The sequence below is a fragment of the Actinoplanes sp. NPDC021490 genome, from assembly GCF_055562135.1.
The window spans coordinates 269,586-285,979 of the sequence record NZ_JBVHFW010000006.1 but is presented as its reverse complement, the minus strand read 5'-3'; the positions used below and the strand labels follow the sequence as shown (position 1 = coordinate 285,979).

The following is a 16,394-nucleotide window of genomic DNA, read 5'->3' as shown; positions in this document are numbered from 1 at the left end:
GAGAGAAAGCGTGATTCCTGAGGACCTGCGGTACACGGCGGAACACGAGTGGGTGGCCGGCGACGGCAGCGGGCCCGTGCGGGTGGGCATCACCCACTTCGCGCAGGATGCTCTGGGCGACATCGTCTTCGTGCAGCTGCCCGACGAGGGCACCGAGGTGGCGGCGGGCGACTCGCTCGGCGAGATCGAGTCGACGAAGAGCGTTTCGGAGATCTACGCGCCGATCGCGGGCACCGTCGTGTCGAAGAACGCCTCGCTGACCGACGAGCCCGAGCTGATCAACGCCGAGCCCTATGCGGCGGGCTGGCTGGTGGAAATCGCGCCGGCCGATTCCGGCGCGATTGCGCAGCTGCTCGACGCCGACGCATACAAAGCTTTGACGGAGAGCTGACTGAAGTCAGCGCGTCCGGTTGCCCCGCGATATTGGCCCTGACTAGGGTTGCGGGGCACAACAGTGTTATCTCTTTGAAACCGATAGTCGTGCGTCCCAGCCTTACGGCGCGGCGGGGGAGACCTTGGCCGCACGCCACGACCAACTGATCCGTGAGGTGGTCCGATGACGCGCCCAGACGACGAGTTCCCCCCACTCGACGTCACGTCCACGCTGAACCTCGGCGCCCTCGACGAGGTGCTCGAGGGTCCCGACACCGACGTGGTGCCGAGCCGCATGTCGGGCTCGCTCCCGCCCGGGATGGCGCTGCTGGTGGTGCGCCGGGGTCCCAACGCGGGTGCACGCTTCCTGCTCGACCACGACGTGACGACCAGTGGACGTCACCCCGACAGTGACATCTTCCTCGACGACGTGACGGTGTCCCGCCGCCACGCCGAGTTCCACCGCGACGGCGGCACCTTCACGGTGCGCGACGTGGGCTCGCTGAACGGCACCTACGTCAACCGTGAGCGGGTCGAGGCGGCCACGCTCAGCAACGGCGACGAGGTCCAGATCGGCAAGTTCCGGCTGGTGTTCATCGCCGGTCCGCGGCCCGAGGGTGAGGGCAGCCAGGGGTGAATTCGTCGGGGGCGGCCGCGCGCGACCCGGGGGCCTCGCGTCCCCAGGGCGGGCGCGAGCCTGCGCTGATGAGCATCGGGGAGGTGCTGGCCCATCTGCGCACCGAGTTCCCCGACACCACGATCTCCAAGCTGCGGTTCCTGGAGGCGGAGGGGCTGGTCGATCCCCAGCGCACCGCCTCCGGGTACCGGAAGTACTCGTGGAACGACGTCGCCCGGCTGCGGTTCGTGCTGACCGCGCAGCGCGATCAGTATCTTCCGTTGCGGGTGATCCGCGAGCAGCTCGACCGCATGGAGACCGAGGAACCGGTGGCGCCGAGCCGCCCGACCCTGGTCGCCGTGGGCGCCGAGAAGGCGGCCGATCCGTCCGACTCCCGGGTCCCCCGGGAGGATGTGATGGAACGCACGGGCGCGTCGGCCGAGCTCCTCGACGAGCTCGAGCGGATGGGTCTGGTGACCGCGCGGCCGCCGGGCTGGTACGACGGCGATGCCGTGATCATTGTCGAGGCCGTGGTGGGTCTCACGAAGTTCGGGCTGGAATTGCGCCACCTGCGGGGTTTCCGGGCCGCCTCGGATCGTGAGGTTGGTCTGTTCACGCAGCTCCTGGCGCCTCTGGTGCGGCAGAGCGACCCGGCCGCGCGGGCCCGGGCCAACGAGACGGCCCGCGATCTGCAGGCGCTTTCGCAGCGTTTGCACGCCGCATTGGTGCGGGCCGGACTGCGCGGCGAACTCGGCCGTTGAGGCGGATTCGCCTAGGCTTTCCAGGGGTATGCGGGAGCCGTCGGATCCGGACGGCGTGCGTGTACCGTGCAGGATAGGGGCAGCCGTTGCGGGGCGGCACAACAACGACTCACAACAACGACACGCAGACAACGACACGGAGGCGGCGGTGCGCGAGCTGAGCGTGGTCGGAGTTCGGGTGGAGCTGCCGAGCAACCAGCCGATCGTCCTCCTCCGAGAAGTTGACGGTGATCGGTATTTGCCGATCTGGATCGGGGCGGTCGAGGCGACCGCGATCGCGTACGAGCAGCAGGGTGTCAAGCCCGCCCGTCCGCTGACCCACGATCTCCTGCGGGACATCCTGGCCGCCCTCGAGGCGCCGTTGACCGCGGTCGAGATCACCGAGCTGAAGGACAACGTCTTCTACGCCGACCTGTTGATCGGCGAGGAGGGGGTGCGGGTCTCGGCCCGGCCCAGCGATTCGATCGCGCTCGCCCTGCGGGTGGGTGCGCCGATCCGCTGCGCCGACGAGGTCCTCACCGAGGCCGGCATCGTCATCCCCGACGAGCAGGAGGACGAGGTCGAGAAGTTCCGTGAGTTCCTCGATCAGGTCCGGCCCGAGGATTTCGCGGGATAACCGCCCTATTGATCGACAAGCGCCTCGCTCCGTCGCGGCGTGTCGCCGCGTTACCTAGCTGTTTCCGCGGGCGCTGAGATATACGCTCGTGAAGTCCAGGTGAAGCGGCGGCACCGCGCAGCGGGGAGGTGGTCGCGTGCACGAGCAGCCCCTTGAACGTGAGGGTCCTCTCGTCGGCGAGGACGGCTCGGTCGGTTATCGCGGGGTGACGGCGTGCCAGGCGGTCGGCATCAGCTACCGCCAGCTCGACTACTGGGCGCGCACGACGCTGGTGGTGCCCAGCATCCGGGACGCTTCCGGCTCGGGCACCCAGCGGCTCTATTCGTTCCGCGACCTGGTCGTTCTCAAGGTCGTCAAGCGCCTGCTCGACGCCGGTGTGTCCCTGCAGAACATCCGCCGGGCGATCGAGACTCTTCGCTCGCGTGGCGTGGAGGATCTGGCCGGCATCACCCTCATCTCCGACGGCACGACGGTCTACGAGTGCCGTTCTCCGGAGGAAGTGGTCGACCTGCTCCAGGGCGGCCAGGGCGTGTTCGGCATCGCCATCGGCGGCGCCTTCAAGGAGATCCAGGGTTCGCTGACCAACCTGCCGGCCGAGCCGGCCGGCGGCCCGGTGCCGGTGGGTTCCGACCCCGCGCCGTCCGCCGGTGACGAGCTGGCCGCCCGCCGGGCCCGCAAGCGCGCCGGCTGACCCGTTGCGTGGATGTTCTCGAACAGGGCAGTGACTCCCGCCGGCCCGGCACCGCGCTGATCGCCGTTCTGGCGGTCGTCGCGCTGGTCGTGGTCGGGGTCAGCGAGTTCCGGCGGCGCGATCGGCGGGCCGCGCCCGTTCCCGCTCCGTCGGTCCGGCCGTCGTTCGAGGCCATCAAGGTCAACTGGAGCAACGGTCAGAGCTTCTCGGCGACGTTCGCCGAGAAGACCAGGGACTTCGTGCTGAGCTTCGACGTGCAGAACCACAACGCGGCCACAGTGAGCGTGCACGGCATGGAGCAGCCCGCCGATCCGGCGTACGCCCGTCTCGCGGTGGCGGTGATGCCCGGGTCAGGAGATGGTCCGTCGCCCACCTATGAGCAGGTCGAGGCGGCCGCGGCCCGGCCGGTGCCGCTCGCCTTCGAGTCGTTCGCCCAGCTCACCGTGGCCGGGCGTCTGCGTTGCACCCCACGTCCGGCCCTGCGCAACTGGCTGCAGTTCATGGTCGAGGACGAGCGGACCCTGATGGGCCTGCCCGAGTTCGAGGGCGACAAGTGGACCGTGTACGTCGCCAGGAAGCTGTGCGGGTAGCCCGGTTTGCTGGTTCGGCAAGCTTTGTAGGCGCCCCGGGGATCGTGCCGCAGGCTGGGATCATGAGCGACGAACAAGCGTGGGACACCCGGTACGCCGAGAGCGGCCGGATCTGGAGTGGCAAGCCGAACGTGGTGCTGGTGCGCGAGGTGAGCGACCTGCCCGCGGGCCGGGCCCTCGATCTGGGCTGCGGCGAGGGCGGCGACGCGATCTGGCTGGCCGGGCGGGGCTGGCGGGTGACCGCGGTCGACATTTCCGGGGTGGCCCTGGACCGGGCGCGGCAGCACGCCGCCGAGCGGGGCGTGGACACGATCGACTTTCAGAAGCGGAACCTGACGGACGAGTTCCCCGGCGGCGAGTACGACCTGGTCAGCGCCCAGTTCCTGCACCACTGGCGCGAGTTCGACCGCGAGGCGATCCTGCGCCGGGCGGCCGCCGCCGTCGCGCCCGGGGGGATCCTGCTGATCGAGGGGCACCTGGACACTGGGCCGGTGCACCGTCCCGAGCACGACGACATGCCGCCGCTGCCGGGCCCCGACGAGGTCGTCAAGAGCCTGCAGCTGGACGACGGGTGGGAGGTGCTGCTGGCCGAGGAGCACCCGCGCGAGCAGGTCATCGACGGCGTGGCCCACCACCGCACCGACAACACGGTCAAGGTCCGCCGCCGCGCTTGACTCTCACACGGTGTCAGCCCCGATCCTGAGCACATGAGACAACGGAGAGAGATGACCGGCCTGGGCCGGCATGCCGAGGCGGTGGCCGCGCTGCCGGCCGATGTGGCGACGATCGTGCGGACCGTGCAGGGACTGCTGATCCACGAGGCGTGGGCCGGGTCGTACGGGGTGAAGCTCGACGACCCGCCGACCGTGCACCTGCGACCGGCCGCGGCGCTGCTGGACGCGGCCGGGGACCGTCCGCTGAGCGAGGCCCGGGAGCCCGGCGACCGGGTGCCCACCATGTGCCGCAGCTTCACCGTCCTGACCGTGGCGATGCTGCGGGCCCATGGGTTCGAGGCGCGTTCCCGGGCCGGGTTCGGCGCCTACTTCACCCCCGGCCGCTACGACGACCACTGGGTCGTCGAGGTCGGGGGCCGTCTGGTCGACGCCCAGATCGACGCGCTGCAGGCCGAGGCCCTGAAGATCGACTTCGATCCGCTGGACGTGCCCCGCGACCGGTTCCTGCCCGGACCGGACGCGTGGCGGCTGGTGCGCGACGGGAAGGCCGATCCGGAGTTGTTCGGGCACCCGCCGGCGAACATGGCGGGACTGTGGTTCATCGCCGGCAACGTGATGCGGGACCGGGCCGGCGTCGAGACGCTTCCGTGGGACGTGTGGGACCCGATGCCTGGCCCGGACGACCCGGTCGACGTTGCTCTGATCGACCGGATCGCGGCCGGCGACGTGCCCGTCGAGGTGCCCGGCACGGTGCTCAACACCCGCCGGGGCGCGCGGGAGTCGTTGGTCAGTCCGTGAAAGCCCGGCGCGGCGGCCCGGTCAGCGCGTAGCGTCTGCAGACGTGATCCCGCAGCACTTTCCGCTCTATCTGCGCGAGCCGGGCGCCACCGGCGGCGGCGGCCGGGTCTGGCTGGTCGTCGGCTGGATGCCCGACAAGGTCTCCGGTCTGCCCCGCCAGCCGGTCGCGCTGCTCTGTGACGGCGATGTCGAGGAGCCGCGCGTGCTGGAGCAGACCACGGTGTATCGGGTGATCGGCACGAATCGGCACTGACGGCACCGGTCCCGAGCACCGAGCGTGCCCGTGACATGACCTCAAGTGTTGTCTATGCTTCCAGATGCCTCGACCGGGATCTGGGGGAATTGTCGTGCCGTTGCCTTCCGCGAAATCACCCGCTCCGCACCCGCTCGACGAGGCTCGGCGGAGCCCCATCGACCGGATCGAACGGACGGCGTCGGCGACGATCGTCCGGCGCATCGTCCGTCACGAACGAACGCACGAACGATCCGACGTCACCCCCTTCAGCTCGGGCATCTGACCCGGGGTGGACACCCCGTGGCGCCCGCTGCGCCACTTCGTGCTGAAGGTCCACAGCCGCTGCGATCTCGCGTGCGACCACTGCTACATCTACGAGCACGCCGACCAGTCGTGGCGGGGCCGGCCGCTTGCGATGGCGCCGGAGACCGTACGGGCCGCGGCGGGCCGCATCGCCCAGCACGCCGCGCGGCACGGCCTGGCCTCGGTCGGGGTGGTGCTGCACGGCGGCGAGCCGCTGCTGCTCGGCCCGCGCCGGCTGCGCGCGGCCCTCGAGGAGCTGCGCGGCACGATCACCCGGGTCTGCGAGCTCGACCTGCGGATGCAGACCAACGCCGTACGGCTGGACGCCGCGACCTGTGAGCTTCTGCTCGAGTTCGGCGTCCGGGTGGGGGTCTCGCTCGACGGCGGCCGCGCCGAGAACGACCGCCACCGCCGGTACCGCAACGGCGCGTCCAGCCACGACCGCGTGCGGGTGGCTTTGCGGCGGCTGCGTGAGCCCCGCTACCGGCCGCTCTACGCCGGGCTGTTGTGCACGATCGACGCCGCCAACGACCCGATCGCCGTCTATGAGGCGCTGCGGGCCGAGGATCCGCCGCGCATCGACCTGCTGCTGCCCCACGCCACCTGGGACAACCCGCCGCTCAAGCCGCTCGGCCCGTGGCTGACCGCGTTCCACGACCGCTGGGCCGCCGACGACCAGCCTTTCCCCGTACGCCTTTTCGACTCGATCCGCTCGCTCGGCCTGGGCGGGCCGACCGGGACCGAGGCCGTGGGTCTCGACGCGGGTGACGTGGCCGTCATCGAGACCGACGGGGCCTGGGAGGAACCCGACTCGATGAAGACCACCGCGCCGGGCGGAGGCGCGACCGGGCTGACCGTCTTCGACGCCTCGGCCGACGACGTCACCCGGTTGCCGGCCATGCGCCGCCGCCGGGCCGGCCTGTCCGCGCTCTCAGCCACCTGCCGGTCCTGCGAGCTCGTCCGGCAGTGCGGCGGCGGCCTCACCGCCCACCGCTGGTCGCAGGCCGCCGGCTTCGACAATCCTTCCGTGTACTGCGCCGACCTGAAGGAGCTCATCATCACGATCAACGAGCATCCCGGTCCGGTCGCGGGCGACCTCGGCGCGCTCCCGGCGGACGCCTTCGACGGCCTCGGCTACGGCTACGGCGACGCCGCCGCGGTCGCCTGGCTGGCCGACGCCGAGCTGGCGGTCAACCGGGCCCTGGTGGGGGAGGTGGCGGGCGAGACCGCGTCGGGCGGCCGCCTGCTGGCCGAACTGGAACGGCAGGCGCCCACGGTCTTCGACGAGGTGCTGCGTCACCCGTTCGTCCGGCCGTGGGCGGTCAGCTGCCTCGACGGGGGCCGCGACTGCGACCCGGACTGGGCGGCCGCCCTCGCCGCCGCCGTCGCCGTGCGGGCCGGACTGGGCGTGGAGGTGCCGGTGCGGGCCCACGGCGGGCGCATCCACCTGCCCACGGTCGGGTTCTTCGCGGCGCCCGCGGCCGAGGTCACGGTGACGGCCGGGCCGGACTCGTTCACGCTGCGCTGGCCGGGCGGCCGGGCGACGATCGCGGCCGGCGCCGGCCCGCACGGCTGGCACGCCGCGCGCTGGCTCACCGTCGAGGGCGTCCGCATCCTGCTCGAGGACGCCGACCCGTACCGCGACCGCCTCGAGCACGCCGCGACCGGCCATCTCGACGCGGCCGCCGCCGACGGCTGGTCCTCGGCCCTGGCCGGCGCGTGGCAGGAGCTGAGCCGGGACGCGCCCGGGCAGATCGACGGCCTGCGCCAGGGCCTGCGCGCGATCGTCCCGCTCGCCCCCGCACCCGACGGCACCCTGCGCAGCGCCACTTCCCGGCACGCGTTCGGGGCGCTGGGCCTCGCCCGCACCGACCCGGCCGACCTGGCCGTGCTGCTGGTGCACGAGTTCCAGCACAGCAAGCTCGGCGCGGTGCTCGACCTGATCGACCTGGTGCCCGACGGGGCCGGCGGCGACCGGTTGCGCGTCGGCTGGCGGCCCGATCCGCGCCCGGTCGAGGCGGCGCTGCAGGGGGCGTACGCGCATCTGGCGGTGGCCGACGTGTGGCGGCACCGGGCCGACCGCGACGGGGACGAGCCGAGCCGCAAGCTGTTCCGGCGGTACCGCGACTGGACGGCCGAGGCCATCGACGCGCTCCGATCCGGTGGGCGGCTCACCCCGGCCGGCGCCCGCTTCGTGGGCCGGATGGCCGACACCGTCGGCAGCTGGGCCGGCTGATCCCGACCGTCCTGGATGGAGGTTGCGATCACGTGGTTGACTGAGCGTCTTGTGGCAGAGGACGCGGGCAGATCCGAGGCGGCCGGGCGCGACGACCCGTCCGCCCCGGTGTTCTTTCTGAGCTACTGGCGGCCCGACCCGCCCAAGCACGCCGCCGGTCAGCCCCGCGAGCCCAACCGGTTCGTCATGCAGTTCTTCGACGAGCTCAGCGAGAACGTCAACAACCTGATCGGCTCGATGCCCGGCCGCGATCCCGGCTTCCTCGACGTGGCCCGCGGCGGCGGCGAGCTGTGGGAGCGCCAGCTGCTGCACGCGGCCGGCACCTGCCAGGTCTTCATCAGCCTGCTGTCCACGCCGTACCTGACCGGCAGCGAGTGGTGCGCCCGCGAATGGGACCTGTTCACCCGGCGCGAGGTGCAGCCGCGCCACGCCTTCGCCGAGCCGTACGAGACCGCGGTCGTGCCGGTGCTGTGGACGCCGCTGAGCACCCCGCTGCCGCCCGTGGTCTCCGACGTGAACATCTTCGTGCCGACGAGGCTGCGCGACGACTACCGCGCCGAATACCAGGCCGAGGGGCTGCTCGGGCTCCTGCGTACGGGGCAGCGGGTGGTCTTCGACACCGTCGTCTGGCGGATCGCGCAGCGGGTGGTCGACATCCGCCTCAACTACTGGGTCAAGCCGCTGCGCCTGCCCGGCTCGCTCGACCTGCGCACCGATTTCGAGCGGGGGGATGCCGCATGACGCGGTACTACTTCTACCTCAGCTACGGCCATTCGGTGCGGCTGCGGGCCGGCGACCGGCCCGACACCGACCACTGGGCCGGGCAGCTGTTCACCGAGCTGTCGGCCGAGGTGGCCCGGCTGGTCGGCGCCGACCGCCGCACCCAGGTCGGCTACTACGACGACCTGGTGCAGCCGCTGACCGACTGGAAGGCGGCGCTGGCCGGCGTGCTGAGCAGCTCCGACGTCTTCGTCGCGCTGTACTCGCCGGGATACTTCAACAAGTCGTGGCCGCTGCGCGAACGGGCCTCGTTCGCCAGCCGCTACGCCGACCCCGAGATGGCCGACCACTTCCTGCTGCCGGTGCTGTGGGTGCCGTGGCCGCCGTGGGAGCACGAGGCCGAGCGGGCCGCCGCGCTGCGCCTGGGCGCGGGCATCCCGGAGTACGCCGAGGAGGGCCTGCAGGCCATGTCCCGGCTCGCCCTCTACCGCAAGCAGTACCGCGCGATCGTGCGCCGCCTGGCCTACCGCATCGTCACCCTGGCCGCCGAGGCCCCCCGGCCGGCGCCCCTGGCCGTGGCCATCGACGAGGTCACGGCCGAGCCCACTGCCCCCACCGACATCCTGTTCACCGTGGCCGTGCTGGCCCCGCAGCGCGCCGACGTGCCGGCCGGCCGCTCGTCCGGCTCCTACGGGTCGTCCCCGCGGGCCTGGACCCCGTACCGGGACCTGCACCAGTTCCCGATCGCCGAGTACGTGGCCAACGTCGCCGAACGGCTCGGCCAGCCCGCCCGCATCGTCGACCGTCCCGGCGAACTCGGCGTGCTCGCCCAGGGGGCGGCGCTGGTGCTGATCGACCCGTGGGTGGTGGCCACCCCCGACGGCCTGGAACGGCTCTCCGGGCTGGCCACGCGGATCCCCGACTGGGCGACCGTGCTGCTGGTGGCCGACCGCTCCGACCCCGGATACGCCGCGCGCGGCGCCACCCTGCACGCCACCGTGGCCGATACCCTGGTCGCCGCGGGGATCGCACGCAACCGCATCACGCTGCTGCGCGACGCCGACCGGCTCGTCGAGCGGATGCCGTCCATCATCGACCAGGCCTGCACGGCGTACCGCAAGAACGCCCCGGTGTTCCTGCCCAAGGGCGCCGACTCGGCCCTGCCCAAGCTCACCGGGAGCCCCGATGACCGAGAACCGTGACGGCAAGATCGTCACGTTCTACTCGTACAAGGGCGGCACCGGCCGCACCATGGCGCTGGCCAACGTGGCCTGGATCCTGGCCGCCAACGGCAAACGGGTGCTGGTGGCCGACTGGGATCTGGAATCGCCCGGCCTGCACCGGTTCTTCCGCCCGTTCATCGACCCGCAGGCGCTGGCCGACTCCGGTGGCGTGATCGAGCTGGTCCGCGGCTACGAGCAGGCCACCCTGCAGGACGTCGATCGCGACGACGACTGGCACCGCGACTACGCCCGGGTCAGCCGGCACGCCTTCACGATCGGCTGGGACCACTTCCCCGAGGGCGCCACCCTCGACTTCCTGGGCGCGGGCAGCCAGAACCAGGACTACGCGCGCAGCGTCTTCGAGCGCGACTGGGACGACTTCTACGAGCGGCTCGGCGGCGGGCAGCTGTTCGACGCGCTGCGCGAGGACATGCGCCGGCGTTACGACTACGCCCTCATCGACAGCCGTACGGGGTGGAGCGACGTCGCCGGCATCTGCACGGTCCACATGCCCGACGTGCTCATCGACTGCTTCACCTTCAGCGAGCAGGGCATCGACGGCGCCGCCACGGTGGCCGCCAACGTCTCGGCCCAGCAGGGACGCCGGCAGATCCGCATCCTGCCCGTGCCCATGCGCGTCGACCTGGCCGAGCTGCAGCGCGCCGACGCGGGCCGGCTCGCCGCCCGGCAACGGTTCACCGGGCTGCCGGCCGGGCTGGAGGGCCGCGACCGTGACGCCTACTGGTCGGCCGTCGAGGTGCCGTACGTGCCGTTCTACGCGTACGAGGAGACCCTGGCCACCTTCGGCGACCGGCCCGGCTCGCGCAGCTCGATGCTGGCCGCGTACGAGACCCTGACCGGCTACATCACCGACGGCGAGATCACGTCGCTGCCGCCGATGGAGGAATCGCTGCGCGAACGCACGGCCGCCCGGTTCGTGCGCCCCACCGTCCTGCCCGAGTCGAAGATCGCCCTGCGGTACGCGCCCGACGACCGGCTCTGGGCCGAGTGGATCGCCAAGGTGCTCGAGACGGCCGGGGTCACGGTCAACGCGGTCGCCGTCGACCCGGACGCCGACAACGTGCCCACGCCCGAGGGCCGGCTCCTGACCGTGGTGTCGGCGGCCAACGCGCTCGCCGAGCAGGCCCGTGTCCCCGGCCAGCGCGATCCCCGGACGCCCCTGATCGCGTACGTCTCCGACGTGAGCGCCCTGCGCGGGCCGTCCGAGCGCGACTCGGCCTTCCTGGCCGGGCAGACCGAGGAGGTGGCCGTCGCCCGGCTGCTGCGGCTGGCCGGGCACCCGTCCGACGACTTCGACCGGTCCCGCATCGGGCTGCGCTACCCCGGCCGCTCGACCGTGCTGTTCAACGCGCCCATCCGCAACGTGCAGTTCACCGGCCGCGAGAAGGACCTGCTCGACCTGCGCGACCAGTTGCGGATCAGCGGTAGCCCGGTGGTGCTGTCCGGCGCGTCCCCGGTGGCGTTGCAGGGCATGGGCGGCATCGGCAAGACCCAGGTCGCCATGGAGTACGCCCACCGGTTCCGCAACGCGTACGACTTCGTGTGGTGGATCGACGCCGACCCGGTCACCTTCGTCGACACCCAGCTCTCCGACCTCGCCCGCGAACTGGGCCTGGCCCCCGAGGGCGGCATCGCCGACCAGGCCCAGGCCGTGCTGGGCGAGCTGCGCCGGGGCCGCACCCTGCCCCGCTGGCTGATCATCTTTGACAACGCCGAGGACATCGCCGCGGTCAGCCGGTTCCTGCCCAGCGGCCCCGGCGGCCACGTCATCGTCACCTCCCGCGACGCCGCCTGGGGCGAACGGGCCCAGGTCGTGCAGGTCGACGTCTTCGACCGCCGCGAGAGCGTCGCCCACCTGCGCAAGCGGGTGCCCAGCCTGCGCAGCGAGGACGCGGCCCGGCTGGCCGAGCTGCTCGGCGACCTGCCCATCGCGGTCGCCGCGGCCGGCGCGTGGCTGGCCGACACCGGCGCCCCCATCGACGACTACCTCGAGCACATCGACCGGTTCGGCCCGGCCAACCTCGAGTCGGTGTGGGACCTGTCGCTCAAACGTCTCGAGGAGCGCTCCGCCGCGGCGTACCGGCTGCTCATGCTCTGTTCCGTGCTGGCGCCGCAGATCGCGCTCGACCTCATCTACAGCGACCGGATGGCCGAACTGCTCAGCCCGCTCGACCCGATGGTCACCGACCCCATGTACCGCGGCGCGCTGATCCAGCAGATCAACCGGCTCGCGCTGCTCAAGCTCGACATCGGCGGCGGGCAGATCCACGTGCACCGGATCGTGCAGCACGTCGTCCGCCAGCGGATGAGCCCCGAACAGCTCGACGAGGCCCGCCGGCAGGTCCACCAGGTGCTGGCGGCCGCCCGCCCGACCGGCGAGGTCGACGACCCGGCCACCTGGCCCCGGTTCCGGCAGCTGTGGGCGCATCTGGAGGTGTCCCGGGCCTACCTGTCGCACGAGGAGCCGGTCCGGCGGCTGATCATCGACCGGGTCCGGTACGTGTGGCAGTCCGGCGGCTACAACGACGCCCGCCGGCTGGCCGAGGAGTACGTGCGCCGCTGGACCGGGCTGCGCGACGAGCTGACCGACGACTACGCCCGCGCGTCGCTGAGCCGCCAGCTGCTGCAGCTGCAGTTCCACCTGGCCAACATCCTGCGCGACCGGGCCGACTTCGCCGAGGCCCGCGCGCTCGACGAGAGGGTCCTGGCCGAGCAGCGCGAACTGCTCGGCGACTACCACCCGAACACGCTGACCACGGCAGGCGGCCTGGGCGCCTCGCTGCGCGCGCTGGGCCTGTACGCCGACGCGCTGCGCCTGGACGAGCGGACCACGGCGGCCTGGACCGAGATCTTCGGCGAGGACGTGCTGCGCACCATGATGGCCATGAACAACCTGGCGAGCTCGCTGCGCCTGTCCGGCCGGGTGCGCGAGGCCCGCGACCGGGAAAGGCACCTGTACGAGCGGTGCACGCTCGTGCTGGGCGAACACCACACCCTGACCCTGACCGTGGGCAGCAACTACGGGCGGGACCTGCGCGAGGCCGGCGAGTACGTCGAGTCGATCGTGCTGCTGACCGACATCCTCAACCGCAACCGGCAGTCCCTCGGCGACAACGCCCCGCGCACCTACAGCGTGATGGCCAACCTGGCGGTCTCCGAACGCAGCGCCGGGCGCAACCGCGAGGCGGCCAACCGGCTCGACACCGCGTACGACAACCTCAACCGGCTGCTCGGCCCGGACAGCCCCGAGACCCTGGCCTGCCGCCTGAGCCGCGCGGTGAGCCTGGCCGCGATCGGTGAACCCGACACGGCGGCCGACGAGATGGGCCGCGTCGAACGGGCGTACCGGACCAGCCTCGGCGCCTCCCACCCGCACACGCTGACCTGCCTGAACAACCGCTCCACGGTGGCCCGCGCGACCGGCGACCCGGGCACCGCCCGGCGCCTGGCCACCGAGGCCGCCGACGGTTTCGAACGCCGCCTGGGTGCCGACCACCCCTACACGCTGGCCGCCCGCATGAACCAGGCCATCTTCACCGCCGAGTGGGGCGCGGTCCCCGACGCGTACGCGATGATGGTGCCGGTCGTGGAGCGCATCGAACAGGTGCTGGGCCCCCAGCACCCCGACACGGCCCGCGCGAGAGCCAACCTCACCCTGATCCGGGCCGACATCGAGGGCCGCAGCGCCACCGCCGACCGCGAGGCCCAGCGCCGCCTGCGCGACACGCTGGGCGACCCCCACCCGGCCGTCGAGGCCCTGCGCGAGGGCCGCTACCTGCACCGAACCCTCGACCCACATCCGTTCTGAGGACGCCTATTCCTCGCCGGAGAACCGCTCCCAGGCGGACTGCCGGGTCATCCCGAGGGCAGTGCCGATGCGGGCCCAGGTCACTCTGCGCTCTCGCAAGACGGTGACCAGTCGCTGGAGGCTCGCCTCGGACTGGGCGCCGACCGCGGCGATGCGGGGAAGCTGGTCGAGGATCTGCTCATCGGCCATGCCCTCCTCCCAGGCGGACAGGCGCGTGCCCGACTCGACCGGGTCCGGTTGCCCGGATCCGAGGACGTCGTTGCACAGACCAACGCACTCGTTGCAGATGTACACGCCGGGGCCGGCCACGACCTTCTCGACTTCCGAGCTCGGCTTGGCACAGAAGGAGCAGCGCAGCGGGGTCGCGGTCGCAGCGATGCCTGGTTTGCTCGTCATGGTTCTCCCTCAGAGAGCGACGTGTCAGGGCTTCCCTGACGTCTGTCAGGTTAGGCCTGACAAGGCGGGAAGTCGAGCGACAGTGAGGCTGGTATCGCCTTGGCCGGCGCCGACCGGGTCAGCCGGGCAACCCCGGACGGAACCAGCCGCCGTCGGTCGGACCGTCGTCTGCCGGGCCTTCATCGAGCCAGCGACGAGAGATCGGCTCGCTGAACGGCACGACGAACGTCTGGCCGGCGACGTGCACGGTCGCCGGCTGCGCGACGGCCCGCCATTCACACGCCCAGACCCGGCCGATCACATGCACTGCAGGGTGCGTGCCATCGTCGAGCACGACGGTGACGATCTCACCGTCTGCGGGAAGCTCGCCGTAGGCGAGCCACCAGGTGGGTGCCTCACCCCATTCGCCGCCGTGCGCCTGAGGCTGCAGGTCTCCGGTCCAGGCAGCCCAATCGTCGTCCGCCGGTACGTGCACGCCGGCGGCCTCGTCGCGGTGCTGAGCGTCGTTGACGTCACGCCAAAAACCGTCCCGTCGCCACTGCAGCCACCAGCCTGCGCCGGGCAGTTCGACTTCACTCACTTGGCCGGCGTCGCTCACGACGGTTCCCTTCCCGATCCGGTACGCAACGGTTCCCAGTAACTCTGCGGTCCGAGGCCGGCACGCCTGCCCACCACGCCGGAAACCGACGAACCAAGCCACCCGCCGGTTCTCACCCGTCCAGTGGCGGGTCGTCGGTGGCGACGGGGGAGCCGATGGCCTTGCCGGTGGTGAAGCGGGTCCGGTATTCGGTGGCGGTCAGGCCGTAGTGGGCGCGGAAGCGGCGGGCGAAGTAGTTCTGGTCGGGCCAGCCCACACTCTCGGCGATCGTCCGGACGGTGCGGTCGGTGTGCAGCAGCATCTCGGCCGCCAGCTCGACCCGGTGGCGCGACAGGAAAGCCACCGGGGGCAGGCCGGTCACCGACTTGAACCGGCGGACCAGGTAGCCCGGGGCCAGGTGCAGGCCCTCCGAGAGCTCGGCCAGGGTCCAGTTGCGGGCCGGGTCGCCCTCGATGCGGCGCATCACCTCGACCACGGCCGGGTGCTGCGGCTCGCGGCGCACGTCGGCGCCGACGGCCCGGGCGACGCAGCCGAGGGCCAGCACCACCTGGGCGATCTGGTCGGCCCGGTGCAGGTGCGGCGGCAGCGAACGCAGGGCGGCCAGCGCGTCGAGGTGTGCGAAACAGGCCTCGCGGGCGCTTTCGGTCAGATGGGTGGCCAGGATGCCGCGGCGGCGTTCCGCGTACGGGCCGGTCCACAGCAAATGGCCGAGGAGCGGGTCGTCGCGGGTCCAGGCCAGCTCGCGGCGCAGCAACTCGGCCGAGAAACAGAAGTTGTAGAGCTCCAGGTCGTGGCACTGCTCGTAGCCGTGCCACACGCCGGGGCGCAGCAGCACCGTGTCGCCGACCGTGAGGGCCTGCCGCCCGTTGAGGCTGTGGTGCACCCCGCGGCCGCCCGCCACGATCGCCACCTCGACGAAGCTGTGCGTGTGCACCCGCATCTCGGTCTCGTGCAGGTGCCGCCCGGCGTACGTGAACGAGTCGTCCCCGAAATACACGAGTGTCGACTTGTTCTCGATGGTGGCGCCCGACATCACCGCACGATAGCCGATGACCGGCCGCTCACAGGTCGCGCAGCAGCTCCAGGACCCGCTGCGGGCCGTCGCGCAGAACGTTGTGCGTGACCGGCCACTCCTCGTACCGCCAGCCCGGATCGTGGCGCAGCCGCTCCATGGTCGTCGGCGCCTGCGGGCCGCCCGGGGTGTCGAGGGCGGCGGCGTACCGCTTGATCGGCACCTGCCGCCACGCCCCGGTCAGCCGGCTCTTCTCGAGCAGCGTCGCGAACGGATGCGGCCGGGCCCGCTCGTCGAAGAACGGCATTGGCGCCAGCCCCAGCCCGTCCCCGCCGACCGAGTCGAGGAAGTATCTGCGGTTGTCCTCGGTCGTCACGTCCCAGCACGACTCGCCGTCCTCGACCACGTCGCTGTCGAGGTGCACGAGCGCGCTGACCTTGGACGGGTCCCGGTCGGCGGCGCCGTTGACGACCTGCCCGCCATAGCTGTGCCCGACCAGCAACACCTGCCCGCCGCCCGCGGTCAGGTCGGCCACCAGCTCGGCCACCTGATCGACGTGGGTCGTCAGGTGACCGGCCTCCGGGTGAGGTCGTCGTGGGGCCACAGCCCGGCCAGGGTGACGCACTCGGCCGTGTGCCCCAGCTTCTCCAGTTCGGCGGCGAGCGGCTCGTACCACCACCCGCCGTGCCAGGCTCCGGGGACGAGCACGAACGTCGACATGAGC

At 71.9% G+C, this 16,394-nt stretch carries 18 protein-coding genes; 13 read left to right on the top strand and 5 right to left on the bottom strand.

Annotated features, from left to right (window positions below):
- Positions 1-10 precede the first annotated feature (10 nt).
- The 13 genes from gcvH to fxsT all read left to right on the top strand — a co-directional run bounded on the left by gcvH (position 11) and on the right by fxsT (position 13,664).
- Entirely contained in the window at positions 11-391 is a 381-nt protein-coding gene (gene gcvH / locus ACZ3I4_RS19335) for a glycine cleavage system protein GcvH (RefSeq protein WP_465383315.1), read from the top strand.
- A 165-nt stretch (positions 392-556) separates the two neighbouring features.
- A complete protein-coding gene (odhI, locus tag ACZ3I4_RS19330) occupies positions 557-1,009 on the top strand; it encodes an oxoglutarate dehydrogenase inhibitor Odhl (RefSeq protein WP_133878075.1) in 453 nt (150 codons plus the stop codon).
- A gap of 68 nt (positions 1,010-1,077) precedes the next feature.
- Positions 1,078-1,749, top strand: coding sequence for a transcriptional regulator FtsR (ftsR, locus tag ACZ3I4_RS19325; RefSeq protein ID WP_465383314.1), 672 nt, complete (start codon positions 1,078-1,080; stop codon positions 1,747-1,749).
- 148 nt (positions 1,750-1,897) lie between these two features.
- A complete protein-coding gene (locus ACZ3I4_RS19320; protein ID WP_202994508.1) occupies positions 1,898-2,365 on the top strand; it encodes a bifunctional nuclease family protein in 468 nt (155 codons plus the stop codon).
- 136 nt (positions 2,366-2,501) lie between these two features.
- Entirely contained in the window at positions 2,502-3,056 is a 555-nt protein-coding gene (locus ACZ3I4_RS19315) for a MerR family transcriptional regulator (protein ID WP_465383313.1), read from the top strand.
- 8 nt (positions 3,057-3,064) lie between these two features.
- Entirely contained in the window at positions 3,065-3,646 is a 582-nt protein-coding gene (locus ACZ3I4_RS19310; RefSeq protein WP_465383312.1) for a hypothetical protein, read from the top strand.
- A 62-nt stretch (positions 3,647-3,708) separates the two neighbouring features.
- Positions 3,709-4,320: a class I SAM-dependent methyltransferase gene (locus ACZ3I4_RS19305; protein WP_465383311.1), complete on the top strand. Its 612-nt coding sequence runs from the start codon at positions 3,709-3,711 to the stop codon at positions 4,318-4,320.
- Between the two features lie 33 nt (positions 4,321-4,353).
- Positions 4,354-5,118, top strand: a complete 765-nt coding sequence (locus ACZ3I4_RS19300) for a transglutaminase-like domain-containing protein (protein WP_465383310.1) — start codon at positions 4,354-4,356, stop codon at positions 5,116-5,118.
- A gap of 43 nt (positions 5,119-5,161) precedes the next feature.
- The gene (locus ACZ3I4_RS19295) at positions 5,162-5,371 is read left to right on the top strand and encodes a hypothetical protein (RefSeq protein WP_465383309.1); all 210 of its coding nucleotides are present in this window, start codon (positions 5,162-5,164) and stop codon (positions 5,369-5,371) included.
- A 271-nt stretch (positions 5,372-5,642) separates the two neighbouring features.
- Positions 5,643-7,892 carry an FxsB family cyclophane-forming radical SAM/SPASM peptide maturase gene (locus tag ACZ3I4_RS19290; RefSeq protein ID WP_465383308.1) on the top strand — a complete coding sequence of 750 codons (2,250 nt, stop codon included), beginning with the start codon at positions 5,643-5,645 and terminating at the stop codon, positions 7,890-7,892.
- A 36-nt stretch (positions 7,893-7,928) separates the two neighbouring features.
- A complete protein-coding gene (locus ACZ3I4_RS19285; protein ID WP_465383307.1) occupies positions 7,929-8,633 on the top strand; it encodes a TIR-like protein FxsC in 705 nt (234 codons plus the stop codon).
- Positions 8,630-9,814 carry a TIR-like protein FxsC gene (locus ACZ3I4_RS19280; protein WP_465383306.1) on the top strand — a complete coding sequence of 395 codons (1,185 nt, stop codon included), beginning with the start codon at positions 8,630-8,632 and terminating at the stop codon, positions 9,812-9,814. The genes ACZ3I4_RS19285 and ACZ3I4_RS19280 overlap by 4 nt, the downstream gene beginning before the upstream one ends.
- The gene (gene fxsT, locus ACZ3I4_RS19275; RefSeq protein ID WP_465383305.1) at positions 9,798-13,664 is read left to right on the top strand and encodes an FxSxx-COOH system tetratricopeptide repeat protein; all 3,867 of its coding nucleotides are present in this window, start codon (positions 9,798-9,800) and stop codon (positions 13,662-13,664) included. Before ACZ3I4_RS19280 ends, fxsT begins: the two co-directional genes overlap by 17 nt.
- Before the next feature lie 6 nt (positions 13,665-13,670).
- Here fxsT and ACZ3I4_RS19270 read toward each other — a convergent pair whose 3' ends face one another.
- The 5 genes from ACZ3I4_RS19270 to ACZ3I4_RS19250 all read right to left on the bottom strand — a co-directional run bounded on the left by ACZ3I4_RS19270 (position 13,671) and on the right by ACZ3I4_RS19250 (position 16,390).
- On the bottom strand, positions 13,671-14,060 hold the full coding sequence (locus ACZ3I4_RS19270) for a ClpX C4-type zinc finger protein (protein WP_465383304.1): 390 nt from the start codon (positions 14,058-14,060) through the stop codon (positions 13,671-13,673).
- Positions 14,061-14,178: 118 nt separating this feature from the next.
- The gene (locus ACZ3I4_RS19265; RefSeq protein WP_465383303.1) at positions 14,179-14,658 is read right to left on the bottom strand and encodes a hypothetical protein; all 480 of its coding nucleotides are present in this window, start codon (positions 14,656-14,658) and stop codon (positions 14,179-14,181) included.
- A gap of 112 nt (positions 14,659-14,770) precedes the next feature.
- Positions 14,771-15,691: a helix-turn-helix transcriptional regulator gene (locus ACZ3I4_RS19260; protein WP_465383302.1), complete on the bottom strand. Its 921-nt coding sequence runs from the start codon at positions 15,689-15,691 to the stop codon at positions 14,771-14,773.
- A 28-nt stretch (positions 15,692-15,719) separates the two neighbouring features.
- On the bottom strand, positions 15,720-16,274 hold the full coding sequence (locus tag ACZ3I4_RS19255; protein ID WP_465383301.1) for an alpha/beta fold hydrolase: 555 nt from the start codon (positions 16,272-16,274) through the stop codon (positions 15,720-15,722).
- Complete coding sequence (locus ACZ3I4_RS19250) at positions 16,235-16,390, bottom strand: hypothetical protein (RefSeq protein WP_465383300.1); 156 nt, start codon at positions 16,388-16,390, stop codon at positions 16,235-16,237. The genes ACZ3I4_RS19255 and ACZ3I4_RS19250 overlap by 40 nt, the downstream gene beginning before the upstream one ends.
- Positions 16,391-16,394: the final 4 nt, after the last annotated feature.